General features: G+C 70.2%; 12 protein-coding genes. 9 read left to right on the plus strand and 3 right to left on the minus strand.

Annotated features, from left to right (window positions below; translation table 11 throughout):
- Window positions 1-46 precede the first annotated feature (46 nt).
- Complete coding sequence (locus tag OG272_RS30530; protein WP_405895285.1) at window positions 47-2,425, minus strand: glycosyltransferase family 4 protein; 2,379 nt, start codon at window positions 2,423-2,425, stop codon at window positions 47-49.
- A complete protein-coding gene (locus OG272_RS30535; RefSeq protein ID WP_405895286.1) occupies window positions 2,422-3,336 on the minus strand; it encodes an alpha/beta hydrolase in 915 nt (304 codons plus the stop codon). Before OG272_RS30535 ends, OG272_RS30530 begins: the two co-directional genes overlap by 4 nt.
- A 398-nt stretch (window positions 3,337-3,734) precedes the next feature.
- Here OG272_RS30535 and OG272_RS30540 point away from each other — a divergent pair, with 398 nt between their 5' ends.
- The 9 genes from OG272_RS30540 (at window position 3,735) to OG272_RS30580 (ending at window position 24,689) form a co-directional block, all read left to right on the plus strand.
- Window positions 3,735-5,234, plus strand: coding sequence for a VCBS repeat-containing protein (locus tag OG272_RS30540; protein ID WP_328223909.1), 1,500 nt, complete (start codon window positions 3,735-3,737; stop codon window positions 5,232-5,234).
- A gap of 92 nt (window positions 5,235-5,326) precedes the next feature.
- Window positions 5,327-8,965, plus strand: a complete 3,639-nt coding sequence (locus OG272_RS30545; RefSeq protein WP_405895288.1) for a LamG-like jellyroll fold domain-containing protein — start codon at window positions 5,327-5,329, stop codon at window positions 8,963-8,965.
- 225 nt (window positions 8,966-9,190) lie between these two features.
- Window positions 9,191-15,997, plus strand: a complete 6,807-nt coding sequence (locus OG272_RS30550) for a polymorphic toxin-type HINT domain-containing protein (protein WP_327728138.1) — start codon at window positions 9,191-9,193, stop codon at window positions 15,995-15,997.
- On the plus strand, window positions 15,994-16,440 hold the full coding sequence (locus tag OG272_RS30555) for a barstar family protein (RefSeq protein WP_326578486.1): 447 nt from the start codon (window positions 15,994-15,996) through the stop codon (window positions 16,438-16,440). Before OG272_RS30550 ends, OG272_RS30555 begins: the two co-directional genes overlap by 4 nt.
- Before the next feature lie 107 nt (window positions 16,441-16,547).
- Window positions 16,548-17,939 (plus strand): diacylglycerol/lipid kinase family protein, encoded by a 1,392-nt coding sequence (locus OG272_RS30560; RefSeq protein ID WP_405895289.1) that lies wholly within the window; start codon window positions 16,548-16,550, stop codon window positions 17,937-17,939.
- Between the two features lie 60 nt (window positions 17,940-17,999).
- Complete coding sequence (locus OG272_RS30565; protein WP_405895290.1) at window positions 18,000-19,796, plus strand: serine/threonine-protein kinase; 1,797 nt, start codon at window positions 18,000-18,002, stop codon at window positions 19,794-19,796.
- A 350-nt stretch (window positions 19,797-20,146) separates the two neighbouring features.
- Window positions 20,147-21,778, plus strand: coding sequence for a succinic semialdehyde dehydrogenase (locus tag OG272_RS30570; protein WP_327728136.1), 1,632 nt, complete (start codon window positions 20,147-20,149; stop codon window positions 21,776-21,778).
- Window positions 21,779-21,887: 109 nt separating this feature from the next.
- On the plus strand, window positions 21,888-23,684 hold the full coding sequence (locus tag OG272_RS30575; RefSeq protein ID WP_405895291.1) for a GMC oxidoreductase: 1,797 nt from the start codon (window positions 21,888-21,890) through the stop codon (window positions 23,682-23,684).
- A 261-nt stretch (window positions 23,685-23,945) separates the two neighbouring features.
- Window positions 23,946-24,689 carry a hypothetical protein gene (locus OG272_RS30580; protein WP_327728134.1) on the plus strand — a complete coding sequence of 248 codons (744 nt, stop codon included), beginning with the start codon at window positions 23,946-23,948 and terminating at the stop codon, window positions 24,687-24,689.
- Window positions 24,690-25,237: 548 nt separating this feature from the next.
- Here OG272_RS30580 and OG272_RS30585 read toward each other — a convergent pair.
- On the minus strand, window positions 25,238-25,534 hold the full coding sequence (locus tag OG272_RS30585; RefSeq protein WP_326578474.1) for a chorismate mutase: 297 nt from the start codon (window positions 25,532-25,534) through the stop codon (window positions 25,238-25,240).
- Between the last annotated feature and the right edge of the window lie 73 nt (window positions 25,535-25,607).

Raw genomic sequence — 25,607 nt, forward strand, 5'->3', positions numbered from 1 at the left:
CCGGGCGAAGCACGTCCGGGAGGCGCGCGTTCGAAAGGCGCGCGTGTCAGGAGAGGGCGACGGCCAGGTCGTTGGTGACGGTGAAGAAGACGCGGGCCCGCGGGGATGCGCCGCTCGGTGTGGTCATGGCGACGGCCGGGTACTTGTCGGTGTCCTTGCGGTCCACGATGTCGTCGAACAGCCGTCCGAGGCGGATGGGGTCGGCGTCGGGCGCGGGGCGCAGGAACAGGTCCCAGATCACCTTGTCCGGGCCGACGGGGTCGGGCAGGGACGTGAGGTGTGCGTGGAATCCGCGTCCCCCCTCGGTGCTCGTCGCCGGTGCCTCGAAGTCCGCCACGTCCTCGCCCCGGGCGACGCCCACCAACGCCGCGCCCTCGCCGAGTGCGGCCCCGTGCAGGACGCCCTCCACGGCGATCGAGCCGTCGCCGACGGGTAGTGCGGTGACCTCGGCGTGCGCGGTGCGGTGGAAGGTACGCAGGGTGAGGTAGCCGTCCTTGGTCGCGTACGGGATCCACCAGGCGACCGGCGCCTCGTCCGGGACCGCGGCGGTCAACAGGCCCCGCTGCTCGACCAGTCCGGCCCGCAGCCGACGCCGCGCCCCGTCCCCGGCCCGCTCGACGTGCAGGTCCCAGCGGCCCTCCGCGAGGGCCGGGGCGGCATGGCTCAGCGTGGCCGCCCACGGGCTCTTCGCGTCGCCCGGACTCTCCCGCTCCAGCGGGACGCGGACCTCGTCGTCGCCGTGGCGTCGGCGCAGTACGAGCGCGAGGCCGTCGTCGGACGCGTCGGACGCGCCGGACGTGCCGGATGCGCCGGACGCGGCGACCGAGATCCGCACGCTGCCGTGCGCGTCGACCCGACAGCCGGCTTTCGGGCGCAGGGGGCGCGGCTTCACGTCGGATGTGGTCGCCCCGGCTGCGGTCGCCCCGGCCGGTTCCGTCGCCTGGGCGGCGGCAGCGGCGGCACCGGCCGCAGCGGCATCAGCTGCACCGGCGGCCTTCGGGCCCGCCGATTCGGTGGTGGTTTCCGCCGGTCCCGTACGGGCAGCCCCGGCAGTCCCCGGAGTCCGGGCAGTCCCCGGAGTCCCGGCGGCCCCCGGAGTCCCGGCAGCCCCCTGAGTCCCCACAGCCCCCGGAGTCCCCACAGCCCCCGGAGTCCCGGCAGTCCCCGGGGTCCCCACAGCCCCCGGGGTCCTGGCGGCCCCGGTGTTCTGCGCAGTGCGAGGGAGGAGCGCTCCCATCGTTCGCCGTAACCACCGCCGCAGCTTCACCGCCGCGGGGGTGCGCGCCTCCTGGAGTTCCGCGATCAGCCGCTCGTACTCCGCGGCGATCGCGCGGGGCGCGTACCGGCGGACGGTGGTGTGGGCAGCGGTGCCGATGCCGCGGCGCAGGTCGGGGTCGTCGATGAGGCGGAGCAGGCCCGTGGCGAGGGCGTTCGGGTCGGACGGGGGGACGAGGAGGCCGTCGGTACCGTCGGTGATGATCTCGCCGGGGCCGTGGGGGCAGTCGGTGGCGACGACGGGGACGCCGGCGTGCATGGCCTCCAGGATGGTCATGCCGAAGGACTCCCACTCGGAGCTGACCACGGCGACGGAGGCCTTCGCCCACTCGGTCTCCAGGGTGGCGTGCGGGCCCATGAGGAAGACATGGTCGTTGAGGCCGAGCGTGTCGATCGTGGCCCGCAGGGTCGCGCGCTCGGGGCCCTTGCCGTAGATCCGTAACCGCCACTCGGGGCGTTCGGCGACGACCTTGGCGAAGGCCTCGATGAGCAGGTCGTAGCGCTTGACCGGGAACAGGCGCCCGGCGGTGACCACCAACGGGGCGCGCAGATCGGAGCGTTCACCCTTCGGGCGGGGCGCGGCATTGGCGATGTTCGTGATCCGGGTGCGCAGGCCGGGCAGGTGGCGGCGGTGGTCGGCGGCGTCCCGCTCGGAGACGGTGACGAACGCGTCCAGGCGCCCGATCGCCGCGTTCTGCGCCTCGCGCACGCCGGGCACGTGGTTGTCGTACGACAGGTGTTCCTGTCCGATGCGCACGGCGTGGCGCGGGCCGTGCTGGGCGAGGAGGACGACGAGCGCCGGGCGGGTCGCGATGAGGACGTCCGCGTCGGTCGTGTCGAGGAACGCGCGCAGGCGTTCGTCGGTGAGCGCGGTGTAGCGGTGGGCCAGGACCTCGGTGGGCGGGACGAGGGCGGAGGGCCGGGACATCAGCTCGTGGCCGCCGTCGTACGACTCCGCGTCGGGGCGTTCGTCGACGAGCGGGACCAGGCGGACCTTGCCGCTCACGCCGAGCGGAGGGTGGTCCGCGGTGCGTAACACCGAGACGACCTCGACCTCGTGACGGGCCGCCAGGGCCCCGGCCAGGTTCAGGGTCGAGCGGACGGTGCCACCGATGGCGTACGCGTTGTGGAGCAGGAAAGTGATCTTCATGACGCTCTGTACGTCCTCTCAGAGATCCAGGACAGGACCCGGTCGGCCACCCCCGATACGTCCAACAGTGCTGCGCCGTGCGAGGAACCGGCCACCCGCTCCACCGTGACCCCATTGGGTGGCATGTTGTGGTCGGTCTCCTCGGCGGCTTCGAGGTCGAGCGAGTGCCGGACGGGTACGAAGTCGCCCTGGGAGTGGAGCAGGTACATGGGGGCGTCGTCGGCGCCGGAGGCACGGCTCATGGCGGCCATGTCGTCCCAGGTGTCCCGGCAGCCGGGGTGCGTGGAGGTGTCGTTGTCCGCCGGGTCCGGGTAACAGCGGGCCAGGATGGCGGCGTTGTCGCGGAGCTTGCGCTGCCTGTCGCTCGCACCGGCGTCGTTGCCGTCCTGCCAGGCGCGGTACGGGGAGTTCACGGGCGACAGCGCCACCACGCCGTCGACGCGGGAGGCGCCGGAGCGGTAGGTCGCGACGGTGGTGGCTATCTGGCCGCCGGAGGAGGAGCCCAGCAGTACCAGCCGGTGGGGGGCGAGGTCGAAGTCGGCGGCGTGGTCGCGGATCCAGTCCAGCGCGGACAGGGCGTCGGTTCGCTGGGCCGGCCAGGGAGCGTCGAAATTCAGCCGGTGGTCGACGTCGAAGACGGCGTAACCGGCGTCGGCGAAGGCGCGCGACCAGGTGGCCCAGCCGGTGTCCTCGTACCAGTGGCCGCCGTGCAGGATCACGACCCCCGGCTGTTCCCCGTCCCGCTCTTCACCGGCGGTGTTCCAGTAGGCGTCGAGGGTCTGCCGGGAGTGCGAACCGTAGGAGTACGTGGCCTCGTTGCGGTCGGCCGCCGCGCTGTCGCGTGTGTCCGAAAGGACGAGGGTTGCGATGGCGGCAACGCAAAGAACCAGACAACCCCAGAGCCGACGCACGGCTACCTGCTTTCAAGTGACATGACGGCAGGCGACGTTGTCCCCGGGCACGGGATCCGACCGGAACGTCCACAGTGAGGGGGCGCTCACACGGCCTGCTTGCGTGAGCAATCCGGACTATAAGCGGCCCGCTCGAACAATCGTCAAGCCGAGCACGGGAGTTGGCCTGAAGCGTCCGGCCTGAACAGCTTGGCGGGGGTTGTGGATGACTTGTGCAAACATCTCCGGTCCTGTGGATGAGCTATGAGGAAAGGGGGGTTGACATGCTGATGGCGTGCACATTTAGCTTCGCTTTATGTGGCCAGGGGTGTGGATGTGGTCACTCAACGGGGATCAAGGGGTGAGTTGTGCGAATACGCACAAGCACAGCGGGATGTGCCCTGCTGGCTTCTTTCGTCATGTCATCAGGGCTGTTGCCCTCCGGCGTCGCCGGGGTGGCAGCGGCGGCCACCTGCACGGCGGGTACTTCTACGGACTTCAACGGCGACAGCGTTGTCGACACGGTCGTCGCGGATCCGAACGCCACGGTGAACGGCGCCAAGGGCGCGGGTCTGGTGCGGGTGATTCTCGGCGCCGGCAAGGGGGTCTTCGAGATCTCGCAGGCCACCACCGGGATGAACGCCGCCCCCGAGGCCGGTGACGGTTTCGGCACCTCCCGCACGACGTACGATGCGGACGGCGACGGCTGCACCGACCTCGTCGTCGGGGTGCCCTATGAGGACGTCACCAAGGACGGGGTGAAGCTCGTCGACAGCGGGGCGATCTACGTCATCCACGGCACGCCGACCGGCATCGGCGAGGGCTCCACGATCGAGGGCTACAGCCAGTCGGGCCTGGATCCCAGCACCACCACCGAGGCGTACGACTGGTTCGGACAGTCCGTCAAGGGCGGGGAAACCGCGAGCGGTTCGCCCTATCTGGTCGTCGGCGTGCCCGGCGAGAACGTGGTCACCGGCGGTACGAACCACGCCGACGCGGGCTGCATCCACTACATCCAGGGCAGCACGAAGACGACGGTCAACCAGAACGACACGGGCGTCCCCGGGACCGTCGAGGCGTACGACCGCTTCGGCTACTCCGTGGCCGGCACGAACCGCTACTTCGGCGTCGGCATCCCGGGCGAGGCCATCGGGGACCAGACCTTCGCCGGCGGTGTCGCGGTCTTCAACCACACCCTCGCGAACGGACTCCCCACCGCGCTGGCCGGATTCGACCAGGACGCCACCGGAGTGACCGGCACGGCCGAGGCCGACGACGGCTTCGGCACCTCGATCGCCATGACCAACTACCGGCCCAGTGACCAGACGTACAACTCCGACATCCTGCTGGCCGTCGGCACACCCGGCGAGGACATCGGCACGGTCACCGAGGCGGGCGGCGCGGCGGTCTTCCGGATCCAGCCCTCCGGCACGTACACAGAGCTGGCGGCCATCGACGCCAATGTCACGGACGTCGAGGGCGACGCGGTCGCGGGCGACTTCCTGGGCCAGCGTGTGGCCATCTCCAACACCGACACGGCCGTCGTCACCACCGCCGACACCGTACGGCTGGCCGTCGGCATCCCGGGCAAGGACGTCGGCACCGCCACCGACGCGGGCGCCGTCCAGGTCTTCCGGCCGCTGGGCACGATCGGCGCGGCCGACCGGCTGCTCACCCGCGGTTCGGGCCTGCCGGGTACGGCCACCAAGCGAGACCACCTGGGCATGTCGATGACCGGTGGCGCGAACAACCTCTACCTCGGGGTGCCCTTCAGCAAGGCGTCCGGCACCACCAAGGGCGTGCTCCACGTCCTGACGTGGACCGACATCGACGGCACCACCGGCACGGGTGCCACCACGTACCAGCCGGGCTCGGGCGGACTGCCCGACAACGGCGTCTCGTTCGGCGTGGTCGGGTGACGGGCGGCATGGGGAGAAGAAAGCACACGGGGATGAAGCGCACCGCGACGAGACGCACCGCGACGAGACGCACGGGGATGAGACGCACCGCGATGACAGTCCGTTCGAGCGGGCAGCCGGGCGGCAGCCGGAGTCCCGTCCGCTCGCTCACCGTCGCCACCGCACTGACGGCCCTGCTGGTCACGGCACTCGGCGGCGCCCCCGCCCCCGAGCCCACGGCCCCGGCCGCCGCCACCGGGAAGGCCGGCAAGGCCTCCACCACAGCCCTCACCGAGGACGCCGCCCAGGACAGGGCCGCGAAGACCGGGGAGAAGGTCGAGATCACGAGCCTGCGCGACGAGCGCAGCACGACGGTCGCGAACCCGGACGGCACGTTCACCGTCACCGAGTACGTCCAGCCGGTCCGCACCCGCAAGAACGGCAAGTGGGCCGAGATCGACACCACGCTGGTGAAGCAGGCCAACGGCACGTACGCGCCGAAGGCCGCCGTCACCGCGATGGCGTTCTCCGGCGGCGGCGACAGCACCTTCGCCGAGATCGAGAAGGACGGCCGGGCGCTCTCCCTCGACTGGCTCGGCAAGCTGCCCGGACCGAAGGTCGAGGGCTCGACCGCGACCTATCCGGACGTCCTGCCGGACGTCGACCTCAAGGTCACCGCGAACGCCGAGGGCTTCTCGCACATCCTGGTGGTCAAGAACGCCGAGGCCGCGGCCAACCCCGACCTCGCCACCCTCGAACTCCCCGTCGACACCACCTCGGTGGAGCTGACGGAGACCTCCGGTGGCGGTCTGACCGCCACCGACAGCGGCTCCGGCGGCACGGTCTTCGAGGCACCGAAGCCGCTGATGTGGGACTCCAGCGAGGGCACGGGCGACGCGGCACCGGCCCCGGAGGCCCCCGGCGACGACATCACACCCCCCGACGGCGCCACCGTCGAGGACGTGGACGTGGCCGTCGACTCCGACAGCGTCACCCTCACCCCGGACGCCGGCCTGCTCACCGGCGACGACACGGTGTACCCGGTCTACATCGACCCCGTGGTCCGCACCGCCAACCGCACCGGCTGGACCATGGTGTCCTCCGACTCGCCGTCCGACTCCTTCTGGAAGTTCGACGACGACGAAGGTGTCGGCCTCTGCCCGTCCAACGTGTCGTACCGCTGCACCAGCAGCAGCGACAAGAAGCGGCAGTTCTTCGCGATCCCGACCGGGACGTTCGAGGGCAAGGACATCGTCGACGCGCAGTTCGCCGTGACCCTGGTGCACAGCTACAGCGACTCCGCGCGCGAGGTGCAGCTGGCCCGGGTCAACAGCACCGGCGCGAGCGCGATCAGCTCGAAGACGAACTGGTCCAACCAGCCGTCGTCGAAGGACACGATCACCTCCAAGTCGCCGACCGACACGGCGGGTTCGTGCACCTCGACCAACCAGAACGTGCGCTTCGGCGTGACGGGCACCATCCAGACGGCGGCCGACAAGGGCTGGGACACCACCACGTTCCGGCTCAAGGCCACCAGCGAGTCGGACGTCTCGTACTGGAAGCGCTTCTGCGGCAACGCCCACCTCGAAGTGACGTACAACCGACCGCCGTTGCAGCCGGACCAGGACGACCTGCAGATGAAGCCGGGCGGTTCCTGCGAGTACGGCAGCCCCACCGAGCACTACGTCACCGAGGCGCCGCGCGTCAGCGTCGTCCTCAAGGACTACGACCACAACGACACAGGCTCCAACTCCGAGAAGCTGCAGGCCCAGTTCAAGGTCTTCTGGGAGAAGGACGGCCAGACGGTCACGCACTACGCGCGGACCGGTCAGCGCGCCACCACCAACGTCAGCAAGAAGATCACCCAGACCGGCCAGGCGACCTTCTTCTACACCATCGGCACGGACGTCAAGGACGACGGTGAGGCGGGCTTCACCATCCCGAAGAACACCGTCATCGGCTGGGCGGTCCGCGGCTACGACCAGCAGGCCTACGGCGCCTGGTCCTCCGACGGCGAGCAGACCCGCTGCGAGTTCATCTACGACACCTCCCAGCCCAAGTCGGCGACCGTCACCTCCGCCGCATACCCGGACGACGAGGCCTGGCACGTCGGCACCGGCGACTACGGCAGCTTCACCATGGACTCGCCGTCCACCGACGTCGCCAAGTACACGTACCGCTTCACCGGCCCGAACGCGGTGAACACCCCGAAGACAGTGGCCCCCGAGTCCACCGGCGGCCCGGCGACCATCCGCTGGATGCCGCCGAGCGAGGGCACGTACGCGCTGCATGTCACCGCCGTCGACGGGGCGGGCAACGCGCAGAAGACCCCGACGGTGCACGTCTTCCTGGTCAGCGACGGCCGGGCGCCCGCCGCGGCCTGGACCCTCGGTGACGCCAAGGGCTCCTCGACGGCGGCCGGCAGCGGCGACGCGCCCGACGCCACCGCCGGCTCCGGGGTGACCTTCGGAGTCGGGGGTCCGCTCGGCTCCGCCGACACCGCGGCCTCCTTCGACGGCACCGAGAACGCCTACGTCGAAGCGGGCGAGCCCGCCGTCGACACCGGCAGGACCTTCTCCGTCGGCGCCTGGGTGATGCTGCCCTCGCTGCCCACCGAGAGCATGACCGTCGTCAGCCAGGACGGCACCGCCCAGCCCGGCTTCGAGCTCGGCTACGACGTCGACTCCGCGTCGTGGACCTTCCGCATCCCCTACAGCGACATCGAGTCGCTCGGCACCTGGAAGGTCTCGGGCGCGGCCGCCGTCCCCGGCAGCTGGACGCACCTGATCGGGGTCTACGACGCCGAGCTGCGCAAGATGATGCTCTACGTCAACGGAGTCCTGGTCGCCGACGACGTCCAGGCCCGCCACACCACCTGGAACGCGGGCGGCGGCGTCCAGATCGGCCGCAAGCTGGCCCTCGACGGCTACCTGGGCCACCTCAAGGGCACTGTCGCCGACGTCAAGATCCACGACCGGGTGATCCCGCCCGCCGAGGGCCAGGAGCTGGGCGGCATCCAGCCCCACCAGCTCGCCTACTGGCAGCTCGACGCGTCGGCCTCCGGCCTCTCCCCGGAGGTGGACGGCGGCACGGGCCTCACCCTGGGCGGCGGCGCCTCCGTCTATCTGCCCGACGACTCCTGCGACCCCGAGGCCGACCCGGAGTGCGTCCCCCCGGCCGAGCCGCTGTGGGGCGACGGACACCTGGCGCTGAACGGCACCAACGCCTACGCGACCCGGGCCGCCGGTGTGCTCTCCGCGCAGGACAGCTTCACTCTGACCGCCCGCGCCCGGCTCGCGTCGACGAGTTCCACCGCGGACCAGACGGTGCTCTCGCTGTCCGGGGCCAAGGGCAGCGCGATCACGGTCAAGTACCTGGCCGCGAGCAACCGCTGGCAGCTGAAGGTGACCGATGCGGACGCGGCGGCCCCGGTGGTCACCACGGTCCTCGACAACGGCGACCTGCCGAGCGCGGAGGGCGACGGCGACCATCTGGCGCTCGTCTACAACGCGGTCTTCGGAGACGTGCTGCTGTACGTCAACGGCGTGGCGGTGGCAGAGGCTCCGTGGGACAACACGTGGAACTTCACGACCACGGCTCTCCAGGTCGGCCGGACGCTGAGCGGCACGGCCGGGAGCGAGTACTTCTCCGGCGCCGTCGACGAGGTCCGCATGTACCAGGGTCCGTTGGACGCCTCACTGGTGACGCTGGTGGCGGTCATGCCGTCGGGCTCCAGCATCAGCGAGGGCTGACGCTCCGCTGCAAGTGCCGCGATGTGCCGTCGGCCGTCCGCTGCTACGTCGTGGCTGATCGCGCAGTTCCCCGCGCCCCCCAAAGCGAAAAGCACGGGGCGAAGCCCCTGCTTTTCAGTGGCGCGGGGAACTGCGCGAACGGCCCCCACCGGCCGCAGCCGCGAAACCGGCCGTCATTCCCCGCCCGGAGCGTTCCAGACCCCTTTTCGAACGGAGATGCCTGTCATGTCCTCGCCTCCTTGGTACCGGTCGTCCAGACCGGCCTGGCGCACCGGCCGCCGCCGCGCCGCGCTTGTCCTGGGCCTGGCCCTGTCCATAGGCCTGTTGCCGCAGTACACGCCGGAGGCCCTCGCCGCGGACGACGGCCTGACCAAGCCCAGGACTCAGACGAACCTCGACGACCCGGTCCGCGGCAGGAACGCGAAGAGCGAGACCTTCAAGCAGACCGACGAGGCCGCGAAGGCCGCCGTCGAGCACGCCGAGAAGACCACCTGGCCGAAGGCGGGAGACGCCGAGGTCGAGCTCACTACCGACAAGGCCACCAAGGCCAAGGGCCTGCCCCTGACCGCCAGGTCGGCCGATGGCAAGAACGCCGCCGACTCCCTCCGCGTCGAGGTGCTGGGCCGCAAGGCCACCGAGGCAGCCGGTGTCGACGGCGTCCTCTTCACGGTCGCCCGCAGCGACGGCGAGGCCGGCCAGGGCACCGCCCAAGTCGCCCTGGACTACTCGCACTTCGCGGATGCGTACGGCGGCGGCTACGGCTCCAGGCTGCGCCTCGCGCAGTACCCGGAGTGCGTACTGACCACGCCGGAGAAGAAGAGCTGCTCCACCCCCGTCTACCTGAAGAGCACCAACGACGCGGAGAAGCAGACCCTCGCCGCGAAGGTCACGGCGGCCGGCGACACGGCGGGCACCGGGACCCAACTGCTGCGGGCCGCGTCCACCAGCGCCGCCTCGGTCACCGTCCTGGCCGCCACCGCGGGCGCGGAGGGCGACGGCGGCGACTACAAGGCAACGAGCCTGAAGGCGTCCTCCGAGTGGGGTGTCGACACCTCCTCGGGCGCGTTCACCTGGTCGTACCCGATGACCACCCCGCCCGTGCCCGGCGGCTCGCAGCCCACTGTCGGCCTCTCCTACAACTCCCAGTCGGTCGACGGCCAGACCGCGGCCACCAACAACCAGGGCTCCTGGGTCGGCCAGGGCTTCACCTACGAGCCCGGGTTCATCGAGCGCAACTACAAGGCCTGTGCCGACGACGGCCAGCAGGACACGTACGGCGACCAGTGCTGGGCGTACGACAACGCCACCCTCTCCCTCGCGGGCGGCACCTCCGGCGAGATCGTCAAGGACGACACCACCGGCGAGTGGCGGGTCAGCGGGGACGACAACTCCAAGGTCGAGAAGCTGACCGACGCCACCAACGGCGACAACAACGGCGAGTACTGGAAGGTCACCACGCCCGACGGCACCCAGTACTTCTTCGGTCGCAACCGCCTGCCGGGCTACACCAGCGGCGAGGAGGAGACCGACTCCACCTGGACCGTCCCGGTGTACGGCGACGACTCGGGCGAGCCCTGTTACAACGCGACCTTCGCCGACGCCCACTGCGCCCAGGCCTGGCGCTGGAACCTCGACCACGTCATCGACCCGCACGGCAACGTCATGTCGTACTTCTACGGCAAGGAGACGAACCACTACACGCAGGGCCTGAAGACCGGCGAGAACGGCAAGTCGTACGTCCGCGGCGGCTACCTCAAGCGGATCGACTACGGCCAGCGCGCCGGCAAGGCCTACTCGACCGAGCCGTCCGCCCGCGTCGTCTTCACCACCGCCGAGCGCTGCATCGGCGACCTGACCGACTGCGAGCCCGGCGACCTCACGGACGACACGGCCGCCGACTGGCCGGACGTGCCGTGGGACCAGAACTGCAAGGCCGACACCAAGTGTGCGGGCCAGAACTCGCCGACGTTCTGGACCCGCAAGAAGCTCACCAAGATCACCACTCAGGTCCGCACCGGTGACACCTCCTTCAGCGCGGTCGACGAGTGGGCCCTGTCCCACGACTTCACCGACAACGGCGACGGCTCCAAGTCCCTGTGGCTGAAGGCCATCGACCACACCGGCAAGGTCGGCACCGACGTCACCATGCCGTCCGTCGAGCTCCACGGCCAGCAACTCGCCAGCCGCGTCGACGAGTCCGGTGACAACCTCCAGCCCTTCTACCGCTTCCGTCTCTCCGCGGTGAAGAACGAGACCGGCGGTGTCCTCAGCGTCAACTACGCGGACCCGCAGTGCACTTCGAGCACCGTGCCCGCCGAGGACTCCTCCACCAAGCGCTGCTTCCCGGTCAAGTGGAACCCCCCGGGCGCCGAGGACCCGATCGTCGACTGGTTCCACAAGTACGTCGTCGACTCCGTCGTCGAGCAGGACCTCACCGGCGGCAACGCGGAGAAGGTCACCTCGTACACGTACCTCGGCGACGCCGGCTGGCGGAAGGCGAAGGCCGACGGCATCACCACGGCCGAATACCGCACCTGGGACGACTGGCGCGGCTACGGCCGGGTCCGGATCGAGACCTCCGACGGCACCAACTCGGCGTCCGACACCAGGACCGAGCACGTCTTCTTCCGCGGTCTCGACGGCGACGTGGACGCCGACGGCGACTCCCGCTCGGCGACGGTCAAGGACTCCGGCGGGACCTCCTACGAGGACTCCGACTGGAAGGCCGGCCAGGAGCTGGAGACGATCACCTACAACGGCTCCGACATCACCCAGCGCTCGGTCACCCTGCCCTGGACGCAGGTCACCGCCACCCGCGTCGAGGACTGGGGCACCCGCCGGGCGCGTTACCTCAGCCAGGGTTCCGTCGACTCCTACGTGTCGCTCGGCTCCGGGAACTGGAGGCACACCAAGTCCACCACCACGTACGACGACAAGACCGGCCGGGTGCTGCGTGTCGACGACGACGGCGAGGTCGGCGTCGGCGACAACGAGTGCACCCGCACCGAGTACGCGGACAACGCGTCCCGGCACATGTACGCGTACATCTCCCGTGTGGAGAAGGTCGGCGTCGACTGCTCCACCACCCCGAACCGCAAGACCCAGGTCATCTCCGACGAGCTGACCTACTACGACGGTTCGACCACCCTGGGCGCGGCCCCCACCGAGGGTGCCCCGACCATGACCAAGCGGCTGTCCGCGCACGACGGCACCACGGCGACGTACCAGACGGTCACGGCGACGACGTACGACGCATACGGGCGCCCGCTGACGGTGAAGGACGCCGCGTCCCAGACCACGACCACCGCGTACGTCGACAACCCCTACGGCCTGGCCACCAAGTCGACGGTCACCAACGTGCTCGGCTGGACGACCTCCACCGAGTACGCGACCCAGCGGGGCGTGCCGACCGTGAAGGTCGACGAGAACGGCAAACGCGCGGAGCTGGCCTACGACGGTCTGGGCCGCCTCACCTCGGTCTGGTTCCCCGACCGCATCGGCCTGTCCCCGTCCATCAAGTACACGTACCTGGTCCGCGGCGACGACGGTCCGACGGCCGTCCACACCCAGAAGATCGAGAACGACGGCACCTCGTACGGCAGCGAGTGGACCCTGTACGACGGTCTGCTCCGGCCCCGTCAGGAGCAGACGGAGGGCGAGGGCGGCCGGATGATCGCCGACACCCTCTACGACGGTTCCGGCCGTATCGCCAAGGTCAACGACACCTACTACACCACCGGTTCCCCGTCCTCGACGCTCTTCGAGCCGGTCAACGAGGACCTCAACGCGCAGCAGGTCACCCGGTACGACGGCGCCGGCCGCGAGACGGCCACGATCCTCCAGGTCGGGGGCCAGGAGCGCTACCGCACCACTTACACCCACGCCGGTGACCGGTTCACGACCACCCCGCCCTCCGGCGGAGTGAAGACGACGATCGTGACCGACGCCCGCGACCGTACGACCACCCGGATCCAGCACCCCACGGGCGGCGACACCGTCACCACCTCGTACGCGTACACCGACGCCGGACTACTGTCGCGGGTCACGGACGACGCCGGCAACGAGTGGACGTACAAGTACGACCAGATGGGCCGCCAGATCGAGGCCGTCGACCCTGACACGGGCAGGTCGACGTACACGTACGACGCGATGGACCGCCAGACGTCCATCACCGATGCCCGGCTGAACAAGACGTCGACGAAGTACGACGAGATGGGCCGCCCGGTCTCCACCTGGCAGGGCGAGGCGGACACGGGCACCCGGCTGTCGCTGACCCGCTACGACACGGCCTACAAGGGCGAGCTGTACGGCGTCTACACCTACAAGGACGGAGCCGTCCACTCGTCGGTGACCTACCCGACGCTGGACCCGGAGAACGACTACAAGCCGACCACGACCAGGTACTTCCTGTCGAAGACGGCCGAGCCCCAGCTGGGCGGCACCTACGAGTTCACCAACCAGTACAACGACGACGGCACCCTCCAGGGCGAGGGTCTGCCGGCCGTCGGCGACCTGTCGGCCGAGGCGCTGTCGTACGGGTACGACGAACTGCAGCGGCCGACCGCCCTCAACACCTCGCTGGGCGGCCTGAGATATGTCACGGACGCCGGCTATTCGCCGACCTCACAACTGGAGTCGCTGGAGCTGACCACAGGCCAGGCGAACGCGCCGAAGACCTGGCTGACCAACTTCTACGAAGAGGGCACCGGCCGCCTCACCAGGTCGCACATGCGGGTCGAGAACGGGGCGCCCTTCGCCTACGACGCCCGCTACACCTACGACGACACCGGCAACATCCTCTCCATCGCCGACACTCCGAGCGACGGCGCCAACGACGTCCAGTGCTTCACGTACGACGGACTGCGTCGCCTGACCGACGCCTGGACCTCGTCGGTGACGCCGAACGACGCCTCGGGCACCGGTGCCTCGGAGGCGGCCTGCGCGTCCGGCGCGTCGTCGGCCACGGTCGGCGGGGTGAACCCGTTCTGGACCGAGTACGGCTACGACTCGGTGGGCAACCGCACCGACGAGGTGCGGCACGGCCTCGGCGGAGCGGGGACCACCACCCGCGGCTATACCTACGGCGAGACCGGCGGCCCGCACACCGTGTCGGCGGTGACCCGGCAGACCGCCGCGACGAGCACCACGCCGGCCGTCACCGCCGAGGACACCTACACCTACGACGAGGAGGGCAACACCGAGACCAGGGTCCTCGACGGCGACACCCAGAGGCTGGAGTGGGACCCGCAGGGCGAGCTGACCAAGGTCACCAACGCCGACGGAAGCATCACGTCGTACACGTACGACGCCTCGGGCGAACGCCTTCTGCGGGATACGCCCGAGGAGAAGACCTACTACCTTCCGGGCACCGAACTCCATCTGGACAAGGCCACCTCCAAGGTGACGGCGACCCGCTACTACTCGTTCTCCCAGCAAACCGTCGCCATGCGGGACGCGAGCGGGGTGCACTTCCTGCTCGCCGACCACCAGGGAACCGCCGAGCTCGCGGTGGACGCGGCGACCGGCCAGACGACCCGCCGGCGCACCGACCCGTTCGGCACCGCGCGCGACGAGTCGAGCTCGACAGCCACGGGATGGGTCAACGACAAGGGCTTCGTCGGCGGCACCGTCCAGGAGTCCACGGGTCTGACGACCGTGGGGGCGCGGGAGTACGACTCGGACACGGGCCGCTTCCTCTCCGCCGACCCGATCATCGACTACAACGACCCGCAGCAGATCAACGGCTACGCCTATGCCAACAACAGCCCGGTCACCTACAGCGACGCCACGGGCCTCAGGCTCGCGGACTGCGAGGGCGGCTGGCAGCAGTGCGGGCCATGGCCACACAACTACAACAAGTCCTCCTCCGGCTCCGGCGGGGGCGGTAGCGGCGGCGGCACGGGCGACAACGCGATCTACACACCGGCCAAGGAGAAGGCGGACGCCGCGCGGGCCGAGAAGGAAGCGGCCGAGAGGCGCGCCATCGCCATCGCCAAGGAACTCGGCGGGATCATCGCCGACGAACTGGGCATCACCGACGCGCTGGACTGCTTCACCACCGGTGCCCTCGGCTCCTGCGGCAAGACCGTGCTGAACGTGGTCACCTCGCTGATCAGCGGCGGCCCCGCGGGCAGGCTGGTCGCGAAGTACGGATGGCGGCTCGACAAGGCCGCCGCCGTCGGCAAGAGAATCGGCGGGCTGGCCCTCAAGCTCTGGGACAAGTTCAAGGACTGGAACAAGAAGCGCAAGGAGGCCAACCGGCTCGCCGGCCAACTGGAGTCCTGTGAGGGCAACAGCTTCGCCCCGGACACCAGGGTCCTCATGGCCGACGGCAGTACCAAGGCCATAGCGGACATCGACATCGGCGACGAGGTGCTGGCCACCGATCCCGAGAGCGGTGAGACCAGGACCGAGAAGGTCACCGCAGAGATAGAGGGCGTCGGGCTGAAGCACCTCGTCCGGGTCACCGTCGACCTCGACGGTGAGAGGGGTACGAGGACCGCCTCTGTCACCGCGACCGACGGCCACCCGTTCTGGGTGCCCGGACTCGACGAGTGGCTCGACGCCACGGACCTCACGGCCGGCGACCGGCTGAGCACCGACGCGGGCACCGGGGTCCGGATCACCGAGGTCACCCGCTGGACGAGCCCGAAGGCGACGGTCCACAACCTCACCGTCAGCGACCTGCACACCTACTACGTCCTGGCGGCCGACACCCCCGTTCTCGTCCACAACGCCAAGACCAGCTGCCTGACTCCGCTCGGCGCGCAGATCTGGAAGGTCGTCAACTACTACGACAAGACGGGGCGCACTCCTCCCGGCGTGATGAAGGGCCAGGCACGTGGCCAGGCGAGGGGCGTCTTCACCAACAACAAGGGCCTCTTGCCCAAGAAGGGGAAGGGGTACTATCGCGAATCGGACGTGTGGCCGACCGGCGGAGCCAGTCGCGGCGTGCATCGTCTGATCTTCGGAAAGAAGGGTGAAGTGTATTTCACCGCTGACCACTACAAGACGTTTGTGCGGGTGCGATGACGACGGATGATCTGCAGGATTCCTGGGTCGACCCCCAGGAGATCCTTCCGTGGCTGCCGTCCGAGCCCTACTTCGCACAGCAGAGCCGTCATGACGAGGTGGTCGACGAACTGGGCCGGGCCGGATTCACCGTCCTCGAAGCCGACCTGTCGGAGGTACGGACGGAAGAGGATCTGCTGACCGCTCTCGGGCGGGCCCTCTCCGCACCGGACTACTACGGCGGCAACTGGGACGCCCTGACGGACGTACTCCGTGACCGGGGCGCCGACGAACCCTTCAGGGTGGCCCTGGTCCTGTCCTCCAGTTCCGCGTTCCTGGACGCCGACGTCCACGCCTTCGTCCGATCCGTGTCCCTCCTGCACACGACGGCGCAGGATCTCTCGGACGTCGACGACGAATACGGCCAGCTGGAACTCTTCTATCTGGCCGACTGGAAGAGCTGACGCACGACCCCCGGGGAGTTCCGTTCCCCGGGGGTCATCGCTTTGTCGCACGCCCTGCCTCTAACATGCCCTGTCAAGTGCATGATCGGCGCGGAGGGCGAGCGAGCGTGGGCATCGAACACCTGGACGTGCGGGCTCATGCGAGACAGCGCTGGGCGGCCAGGGCCGCACTCGGCTGCGCGGCACTCGCCGTACTGCTGCCCCTCGGTTACGCACGCGAGGCGAGCCTCCTGCTCGTCGCGGGCGTCCTGCTCGGCGCCGGTCTCACCGTGGCCTCCCTGTGGTGGGTGCTGATCCACCGCGGCGCCGCCCGGATCGCGGCGGGCGCGCTGGCCGTGGCCGCGCCGGTCGGCGTCATCTGGTGGTTCGCCGTCGTCAACCTGCTGTGGGTCGTGATCGTCTCCGCCGCACTGTGGGCCGTCGCCGTCTGGTCCGGCAAGTTCGCCCTCAGCAGCACCAAGTCCCACCAGGTGCACGTACCCGAGCACCGCACCCCCGCCCCCGCCCGCCCCTTCCTCATCATGAACCCCAGGTCCGGGGGCGGAAAGGTCGAGCGGTTCCGGCTGAAGGAGCGGGCCGAGCGGCTCGGCGCCACGGTCCATCTGCTCGATCCCGCACACCACGAGGACGTCGCCGTACTGGCCCGCGACGCCGTCAGGAACGGCGCCGACCTCCTCGGCGTCGCCGGCGGCGACGGCACCCAGGCCCAGGTCGCCGCCATCGCGGCGGCATACGACGTCCCCCTCCTCGTCATCTCCGCCGGCACCCGCAACCACTTCGCCATGGACCTCGGCCTCGACCGCGACAATCCCGCCGCCTGCCTCGACGCCCTCACCGACAAGGGTGTCGAACTCCACGTCGACCTCGGCTACGCCAGCGGCCACCCCTTCGTCAACAACGCCTCCTTCGGCGCGTACGCCGCCGTCGTGCAGAGCCCCGCCTACCGCGACGACAAGGTCCGCACCACCCTGGAACTGCTGCCCGAACTGCTCACGCACCAGCGGGGACCGCGGCTCACCGCCCGCATCGGGAACGCCGTCATCGACGCGCCCCAGGCCGTCCTCGTCAGCAACAACGTCTACCGCAGCGACGACCTCGTCGGCCTCGGCCGCCGCGAACGGCTGGACGCCGGAGTGCTGGGCGTCGTCGGCGTCCGCGTCGACAGCGCCGCCGAGGCCGCCGGAATGGTCCTCGGCCCGAACGCCCCCGGCCTCAGCCTCCTCGTCGCCGACGAGATCGTCGTCGAGGCCGACCGGCCGGAGATCGAGGTCGGCGTCGACGGCGAGGCCCTCCTCCTGCCCACCCCCGTGCACTGCCGGGTCTCGCCGAAGGCCCTGCGCGTCCGCGTGCCCCGCGACCGCCCCGGCGTCCCCGAGCCCAAGCCGCCCCTGGACTGGCGCCGGCTGCGCAAGCTCGCCGCCGCGGTCGGCCGCACGGCGCTGCCCAAACACCGCGAACGGTACGGGTGGGCACAGGAGTTGTGGCACCGACGACGCTAGCCCTGCGGTCTACTGGGCGGTACATCGACAAGCTCCGCCCCCGCACGGTACTGATGTGGCATGAGCGACGACGGCGGACATCCGCACGACGAACCCCGGTACAGAGGCAGGACGTCCCAGGCCGCCGGTCGCCTGATCGGTGGCCGGTACCGCCTCACGGAACGCGTCGGATCCGGCGGCATGGGCACCGTGTGGAAGGCGGTCGACGAACTCGTCGACCGTGAAGTCGCGGTCAAACAGCCCAAGTTGCCCGGTGACACCGACGACCCGGACGGCCCGGAGAACGAGGCGCGCCAACGGGCCGCCAACCGGCTCCACCGTGAGGCCCGCGCCGCCGCCCGCGTCGACCACCCGTCCGCCGTCACCATCCACGACGTCGTGGTCGAGGACGGATTCCCGTGGATCGTCATGGAACTGGTCCGCGGGGAGTCCCTCCACGAGGTGCTCAAGCGCGGCGCCCTCACCCCCGCCGAGTCCGCCCGCATCGGCCTCGCCGTCGTCGGCGCGCTGCACACCGCGCACGGAGTCGGCATCGTGCACCGGGACGTCAAGCCCGCCAACGTCCTCCTCGGGCCGCACGGCCAGGTCGTCCTCACCGACTTCGGGATCGCCCACGTCCAGGGCGAGGAATCGCTCACCATGACAGGGGAGTTCGTCGGATCGCTCGAATTCGTCGCCCCCGAGCGCATGTCCGGCCCCGGCGCCGCCGGCCCGCCCTCCGACCTGTGGTCGCTCGGCGTCCTCCTGTACGCCGCGGTCGAGGGCTGGTCCCCCTTCCGCCGTACGACCCTGGAGTCCACCCTCGCCGCGATCCTGTCCACCGAGCCCCCCGAGCCCGAGCGGGCGGGCCCCCTCGGCCCCCTGGTCGTACGGCTGTTGGCCAAGGACCCGGCGGAGCGCCCGGACGCCCAGGAGACCGCCAGGATCCTGGAGGACGTGGCGCAGGAGCGGGCACCGGACACTCAGACGCCGTCCGACCTGCGGCAGTTGGGCGAAGACGTGGGGACGGTACGGCTCGGCGGTAAGCCGGACGGTGCCGCCGTACGCGAGGGGGCGAGGGAGGACGTACGAGAGGAACGCACCCGGGAGGAAGACGTACGGGAAGAGGCACAGGAAGAGGGTCAGGAAGAGGTACGCGCGGAGGGCACCCCGGAGGACGGGCCGGCAGGCGTGCGCGAAACCGTGGTCGTACGATCCGGGGCCGCGCGGCCGCCGGGCAGGCGGCGTGCCGGTCGGCTCGTCGCCGCCACCACCGGGATCCTGCTGGCCGGTGGGGGAGTCTGGGCCGGGGCCGCTCTCGACACGGGCGATGACATCACCGAGGTCCCCGAGCCCAGCGTCGGGTGGGTGGACGCCCGTGCCGCGTCCCCCGGTCCCAGCGTCACGGCCGGTACCGGCTGGGTCGCCCACCGCGAGAAAGGCATGAACGCCGTCCTGTCCCTCCCGAGCCCGTACGAAAGGCTCCGCGCGGAGGGCGGCGAGGACGATCAGCCCCGCACGGTCACCTATGACGGCGAGGAGGTCATCCGGGTGCGGCTGACGCAGTGGGACAAGGCGCCCGCCTCGCCCATGGAACAGGCCAAGGACTCCACGGACATCGTGGCGGGAGACGTGAAGTCGACCGCCAACTACACCACCACGAGCTTTCACGACCAGGAGGCCGTCCTCGCCGACACCACCCACTACCAGGACGGCACACCCACCCGGGTCATGGAACTGATCATGCGCACCGACGACGACCGGATGTACGAACTGCGCGTGGACATGCCGAAGGGAACGGCGGACGAGAAGAAGGGCACGGCGGTGTTCAAGGGCGCGCGGGACCGGCTCACGATCGGAGAGCAGCCGAGCGGCTGACGATCGGGGAACAGCCGAGCGGCTGACGATCGGAGAACAGGTGCGCGGCCGTGATTCCGGCAAAAGGTGCGTGGCCGTGATGCCGAGAGCAGAAGTGTGGCCGTGACGCGAAGGGTAGAGGTGTGGCCGTGATGTGAAGAGCGCAGGCGCGGCCGTGGATTCGAAGAGCAGTGGCGCGGCCGTGGATTCGAAACGGGGTGATCGACGCCGCATTCGCGGCCGCACCGCACCGGCCGCCTCGCTGATCAGCGAGTTCGTTGCCAGCGATCACTGGCGTGGTGTGTGCGCCCGGTGAATCCCTGTTACCGCCGGGTACCCAAAGTCGTCCGGTCCGGAATACCCTGCGCGTCATGACGGACTCGCAGGCCCCCGAAAAGACCGGCACGGCACGGACGACCGGCACCAACCCCCTCGCGGCAGCACCGCAGAGCGCCCGTACCGCAGCCGACGTGGTCACCCCCGAACTGGTCGCCCAGCTCACCAAGGGCGTGGTCGGCTCCGGCCGGACCGCCAACCACACGCCGTTCACCGGCGAGAAGCTGGCCGACCTGCCGGAGTCCACACCCGAGGATGTGGAGAAGGCCTACGAGCGGGCCCGTGCCGCCCAGGCCGTCTGGGCCCAGCGGCCCGTGCGCGAGCGCGCCGCCGTACTCCTCCGCTTCCACGATCTGGTGCTGGAGCGCCAGGCCGAGGTGCTCGACCTCATCCAGCTGGAGACCGGCAAAGCCCGTCTGCACGCCCACGAGGAGGTCCAGGCCGTCGCGGTCGCCGCCCGCCACTACGGCCGCAAGGCCCCGTTCTATCTGAAGCCGAAGCGGCACACCGGCGCCGTACCGACCCTCACCAAGGTCACCGAACTCCGCCACCCGCGCGGTGTGATCGGCCAGATCGCCCCCTGGAACTACCCGCTCGAACTCTCGGTCGGCGACGCGATCCCCGCCTTCGTCGCGGGCAACGCCGTCGTGATGAAGCCCGACACGGAGACCTGCCTGACCGCCCTGTGGGCCCGCGACCTGCTCATCGAGGCCGGTCTGCCCGCCGAGGTCTTCCAGGTCGTCCTCGGTGAGGGCCCCGTCATCGGCCCCGAGGTCGTCAGGCACGCCGACTACGTCTCCTTCACCGGCTCCACCCGTACCGGCCGCGAGGTCGCCCAGGGCGCCGCCGCCCGTCTCGTCGGCGTCTCCCTCGAACTCGGCGGCAAGAACGCGATGCTGGTCCTTCAGGACGCCGACATAGAGAAGGCGGCGGCGGGCGCCGTCCGCGCCTGCTTCTCCTCCGCCGGCCAGCTCTGCATATCCATCGAGCGGTTGTACGTCCACGAGTCCGTCGCCGACGCCTTCCTGGAGCGCTTCGCCGCCCGCACCAAGGCCATGCGCCTCGGCAAGTCCCTCGCGTACGGCGCCGAGATGGGCTCCCTCGTCGGCGAACGCCAGCTGGAGACCGTCACCCGCCATGTCGACGAGGCCGTGGCGAAGGGCGCGAAGGTCGTCGCGGGCGGCGTGGCCCGCCCCGACATCGGCCCCTACTTCTACGAGCCGACCATCCTCGACGGCGTCTCGGAGCCCATGTCCGTCTGCACGGAGGAGACCTTCGGCCCGGTCGTCTCCATCTACCGCTTCAAGGACGAGGACGCGGCCATCGCGGAGGCCAACTCCACCGCGTACGGCCTCAACGCCTCCGTCTGGACCAAGGACGGCCGCCGCGGCCGCGAGGTCGCCTCCCGTGTGCGCGCCGGCACGGTCAACGTCAACGAGGGCTACGCCTCCGCCTACGGCAGCGTCCAGTCCCCCATGGGCGGCATGAAGGACTCCGGCCTCGGCCGCCGCCACGGCTCCGAGGGCATCCTCAAGTACACCGAGGCCCAGACGGTCGCCCAGCAGCGCCTGCTGCCCATGGCCCCGTCCCTGGGGATGGACGACGAGAAGTACGCCCAGTTCATGAGCCGCAGCCTGAGGGCGATGAAGGCACTCCGGCTGCGTTAGGCCAGGTCTTTCAGGGGCGCGGGGCTGTATCGATATGCGGCTCCGCCGCCTGAGCGCGAGCAACCACATACGGCCCGCAGACAAGGACCGTTCTCAACGAGGAGAACAAGTGTCGTACGACTACGACGTCATCGTCGTCGGCTCCGGCTTCGGCGGTTCGGTGACCGCCCTCCGTCTCACGGAGAAGGGCTACCGGGTCGGCGTCCTCGAAGCGGGCCGCCGCTTCACCCGCGCCACCCTCCCCAAGAACTCCTGGGACCTCAAGAGCTACCTGTGGGCGCCCGGACTCGGGCTCTACGGCATCCAGCGCATCCACCTGCTGGGCAACGTCATGGTGCTGGCCGGAGCCGGGGTGGGCGGCGGCTCCCTCAACTACGCCAACACCCTCTACGTACCGCCGCAACCGTTCTTCGAGGACCCGCAGTGGAAGGACATCACCGACTGGCAGGAGGAGCTGAAGCCGTACTACGACCAGGCCCGTCGCATGCTCGGCGTACGGCTCAACCCGACGATGACCCCGTCGGACGTGCATCTGAAGGCCGCCGCCGAGCGGATGGGCGTCGGCGACAGCTTCCACCTCGCCCCGGTCGGCGTCTTCTTCGGCGACGGCGAGGACGCCGACGGCAAGGCGAAGGCCGCCCCCGGCGAACAGGCGGCGGACCCCTACTTCGGCGGCGCGGGCCCCGCCCGCAACGCCTGCACCGAGTGCGGCGAGTGCATGACCGGCTGCCGCCACGGCGCGAAGAACACCCTCAACGAGAACTACCTCTACCTCGCCGAGAAGGCGGGCGCGGTCGTCCACCCGATGACCACGGTCGTCGCCCTCACCGAGGACTCGCAGGGCGGCTACGCCGTCACGACCCTCCCGACCGACGAGCGCCGCAAGGGTGAGTCCCGGGTGCTGAAGGCCCGCCGGGTCGTCCTCGCGGCCGGCACCTACGGCACCCAGACACTGCTGCACCGTATGAAGTCCAACGGGCAACTGCCGCACATCTCGGACCGGTTGGGCATGCTGACCCGGACCAACTCGGAGGCCCTGGTCGGCGCCCAGACCGACAACCGCCGCTACCGCAAGGCGCACGGTGTGCCCGAGGTCGACTTCACCCGGGGCGTGGCGATCACCTCCTCCATCCACCCGGACGAGAACACCCACATCGAGCCGGTCCGCTACGGCAGGGGCTCCAACGCGATGGGCGGCCTGTCGATCCTCCAGGTCCCGTACGCGGGCGGCACCGCGTCGGACGCCTCGCGCATCCTCGGCTGGCTGGCGTACGCCGCCAAGCACCCCCTGCAGATGGCCCGTTCCCTCTCCAACCGCCGCTGGTCGGAGCGGACCATCATCGGCCTGGTGATGCAGTCCCTGGACAACTCCCTGTCGACGCACCTGAAGACGAAGGGCCCGGGCAAGGGCCTGTTGACGGCACGTCAGGGCCACGGCGCGCCCAATCCCAAGCAGATCGAGGCCGCTTCGACGGCCGCCTCCACCATCGCCGCCGAGATCAACGGCTTCGCCGGCAGCAACGTGGGCGAGCTGATGGGCACCCCGCTCACCGCGCACTTCCTCGGCGGCTGCCCCATCGGCGCCACGGCGGCCGACGGCGTCATCGACCCGTACCACCGGCTGTACGGCCACCCAGGGATCTCCGTCGTCGACGGCGCCGCCGTCTCCGCGAACCTGGGCGTGAACCCGTCCCTGACCATCACGGCCCAGGCCGAGCGCGCGATGTCGTACTGGCCCAACAACGGCGAGCCCGACCACCGCCCGGCCCCCGGCGCGGCCTACGAACGCCTCCGCCCGGTGGAGCCCCTGCACCCGGCGGTCCCGGCGGACGCCTTCGGCGCGCTGCGGCTGCCGCTGGTACCGGTGCCGACGGTCCCGCCGCGACCGTCACAGCAACCCCAGTAGCGGTGGCCGTCACCACCATGACAGCGGAGAAGGACCCGCACCCCCCTCCGAGCGCGGGTCCTTCTCTCGTGTGCCAGGTGTGACCGGCGAGTGGGGCGAAGGGTTGCCCTTGCGATGACAGTTTTTTCGTGTGACGTGAGTCACATGTAAATGTGGCGGGGGTGGCACAACGAACGGGTGTGCCGCGCGGTCACATACGTGTTCGGTGGGGCCTATGGGGCTCCTGTGAGGCATGAAGTGAACGTCGTGAGGGTGGGGGACATGAAGTCGAAGATGTCGCGGGCGGCGGTGGCCGTCTCGGTCGTGGCCACGCTGGGATTCACCGCGGCGTGCGGTGGGGGCGGCGACGAGGGCAAGGACGCGGAGACGAAGCCGTCGGTCGCCGGCAGCGCCTCGGCCGACGGGGACGCGAAGAACGATCAGGACGCGGCCGGGAAGACCGCGCTGACCGAGGCCCAGCTGAAGGAAGCCGCCCTCGCGAAGGGTGACGTCAAGGGCTACAAGATCGCCGACCTGCCCGCGGAGGACATGCCCGCCGAGACCGTCCCCGCGCAGCCGGCCGCCTGCCAGCCCCTCGCGAACATGTTCTTCTTCACCTCCGACCCGCAGGCGAAGGCCCGCACCGGACGCACCGTCACCTCGGAGGACGAACTCTCCGCGAGCGTCATCTCCCTCGCCCTCGCCGCGCACGAGCAGAGCGATGCCGAGAAGGTGATGGCGGACCTGCGCAAGGCGACGGAGAGCTGCACCGGGTACGAGCACGTCGGCAACAAGTACACCGACATCGAGACCCTCGCCGCGCCCGAGCAGGGCGACGAGGCCGTCGCGTACAAGCTGAAGGGCGACATTGAGGGGGCGAAGATCCCGATGTCCTTCACGGTGGTGCGCAGCGGCTCGACGCTCATCGGGTTCTACTCGATGAACATGCTCGACGCGGACAAGGCCGAGGTGCCGGACGAGATCCTGGACGCGCAGGTCGCGAAGCTGGAGAAGGCCGCCGGCTGAGCGGACTCGACGTGACGAAGGGCCCCGCGAGACGGATGTCGCGGGGCCCCTCTGCGTCAGCACCGACGTCAGGGCAGCGCCGGTGCCTCGAAGCGGCGCCCGGGGGAGTGCGCCGCCGGCTCGGAGGAACGTGGATCTCTCGGAGGAACGTGGATCTGGGGTCGGCGCACGAGGGGGCGTGCACTGGGGTCGAGAGCTGCCGACCCTGGGCGGTTGGTGGCGGTCTGTTCCGCTTCGTGAGGGTGGGCAACGGCCTCCGCCACCGTTCCGGCCACCCTTGAACAGATTCCGCCGGCCGGCCCCGGGCGTCCCCGGAGCCGACCGTTCTCTTGAGTGACCGGGCTGCTGTCCCCTGCCGTCCGGTCACCAACCTGGAGCGAGGTCCCACGGCGCACGGCACGATCCGTACGCCTCATCGCTCCAGCGGAGCCACGCGTGGTTCTTTCGGGCCCGCACCTGGCTGGCGCGGACACCGACACCAACGAAGCGTGTCGCGCGACGGTCACGCGCCGTACGGGTGAGAGGGCAGGCGTACTTACGTGCACCGGTCAGATGCGCCCCCGGCACAGCTCCAGCAGGGTCATGGCGAGCGCGGTGCCGGGCTTGCCGAGGGCGTCCCTGTAGTGGGCGAGGATCTCCATCTCGCGCGACAGGTTCACGCGCCGGCCGCCGGACTCCATCCGCGCCTCCTGGACCACGGCGGAGACCGCCACCCGTTCCTGGATCAGGCCGATGATCCGGTCGTCCAGCGCGTCGATGCGCTCACGGGCACCGGTGATCACGTCGGCGGCCTCGGACGTACGGGCACCGGTCACGTCGATGGCGGTCATGTCGATGGCGGTCATAGAGGGCTCCTCGTCGGAAGTCGAAAGAGACCCCGGAGCGGCAAGACCCGGAAAACGCCAGACGCCCCGGACC

This window comes from Streptomyces sp. NBC_00104, assembly GCF_045160825.1.
Lineage (GTDB): Bacteria > Actinomycetota > Actinomycetes > Streptomycetales > Streptomycetaceae > Streptomyces.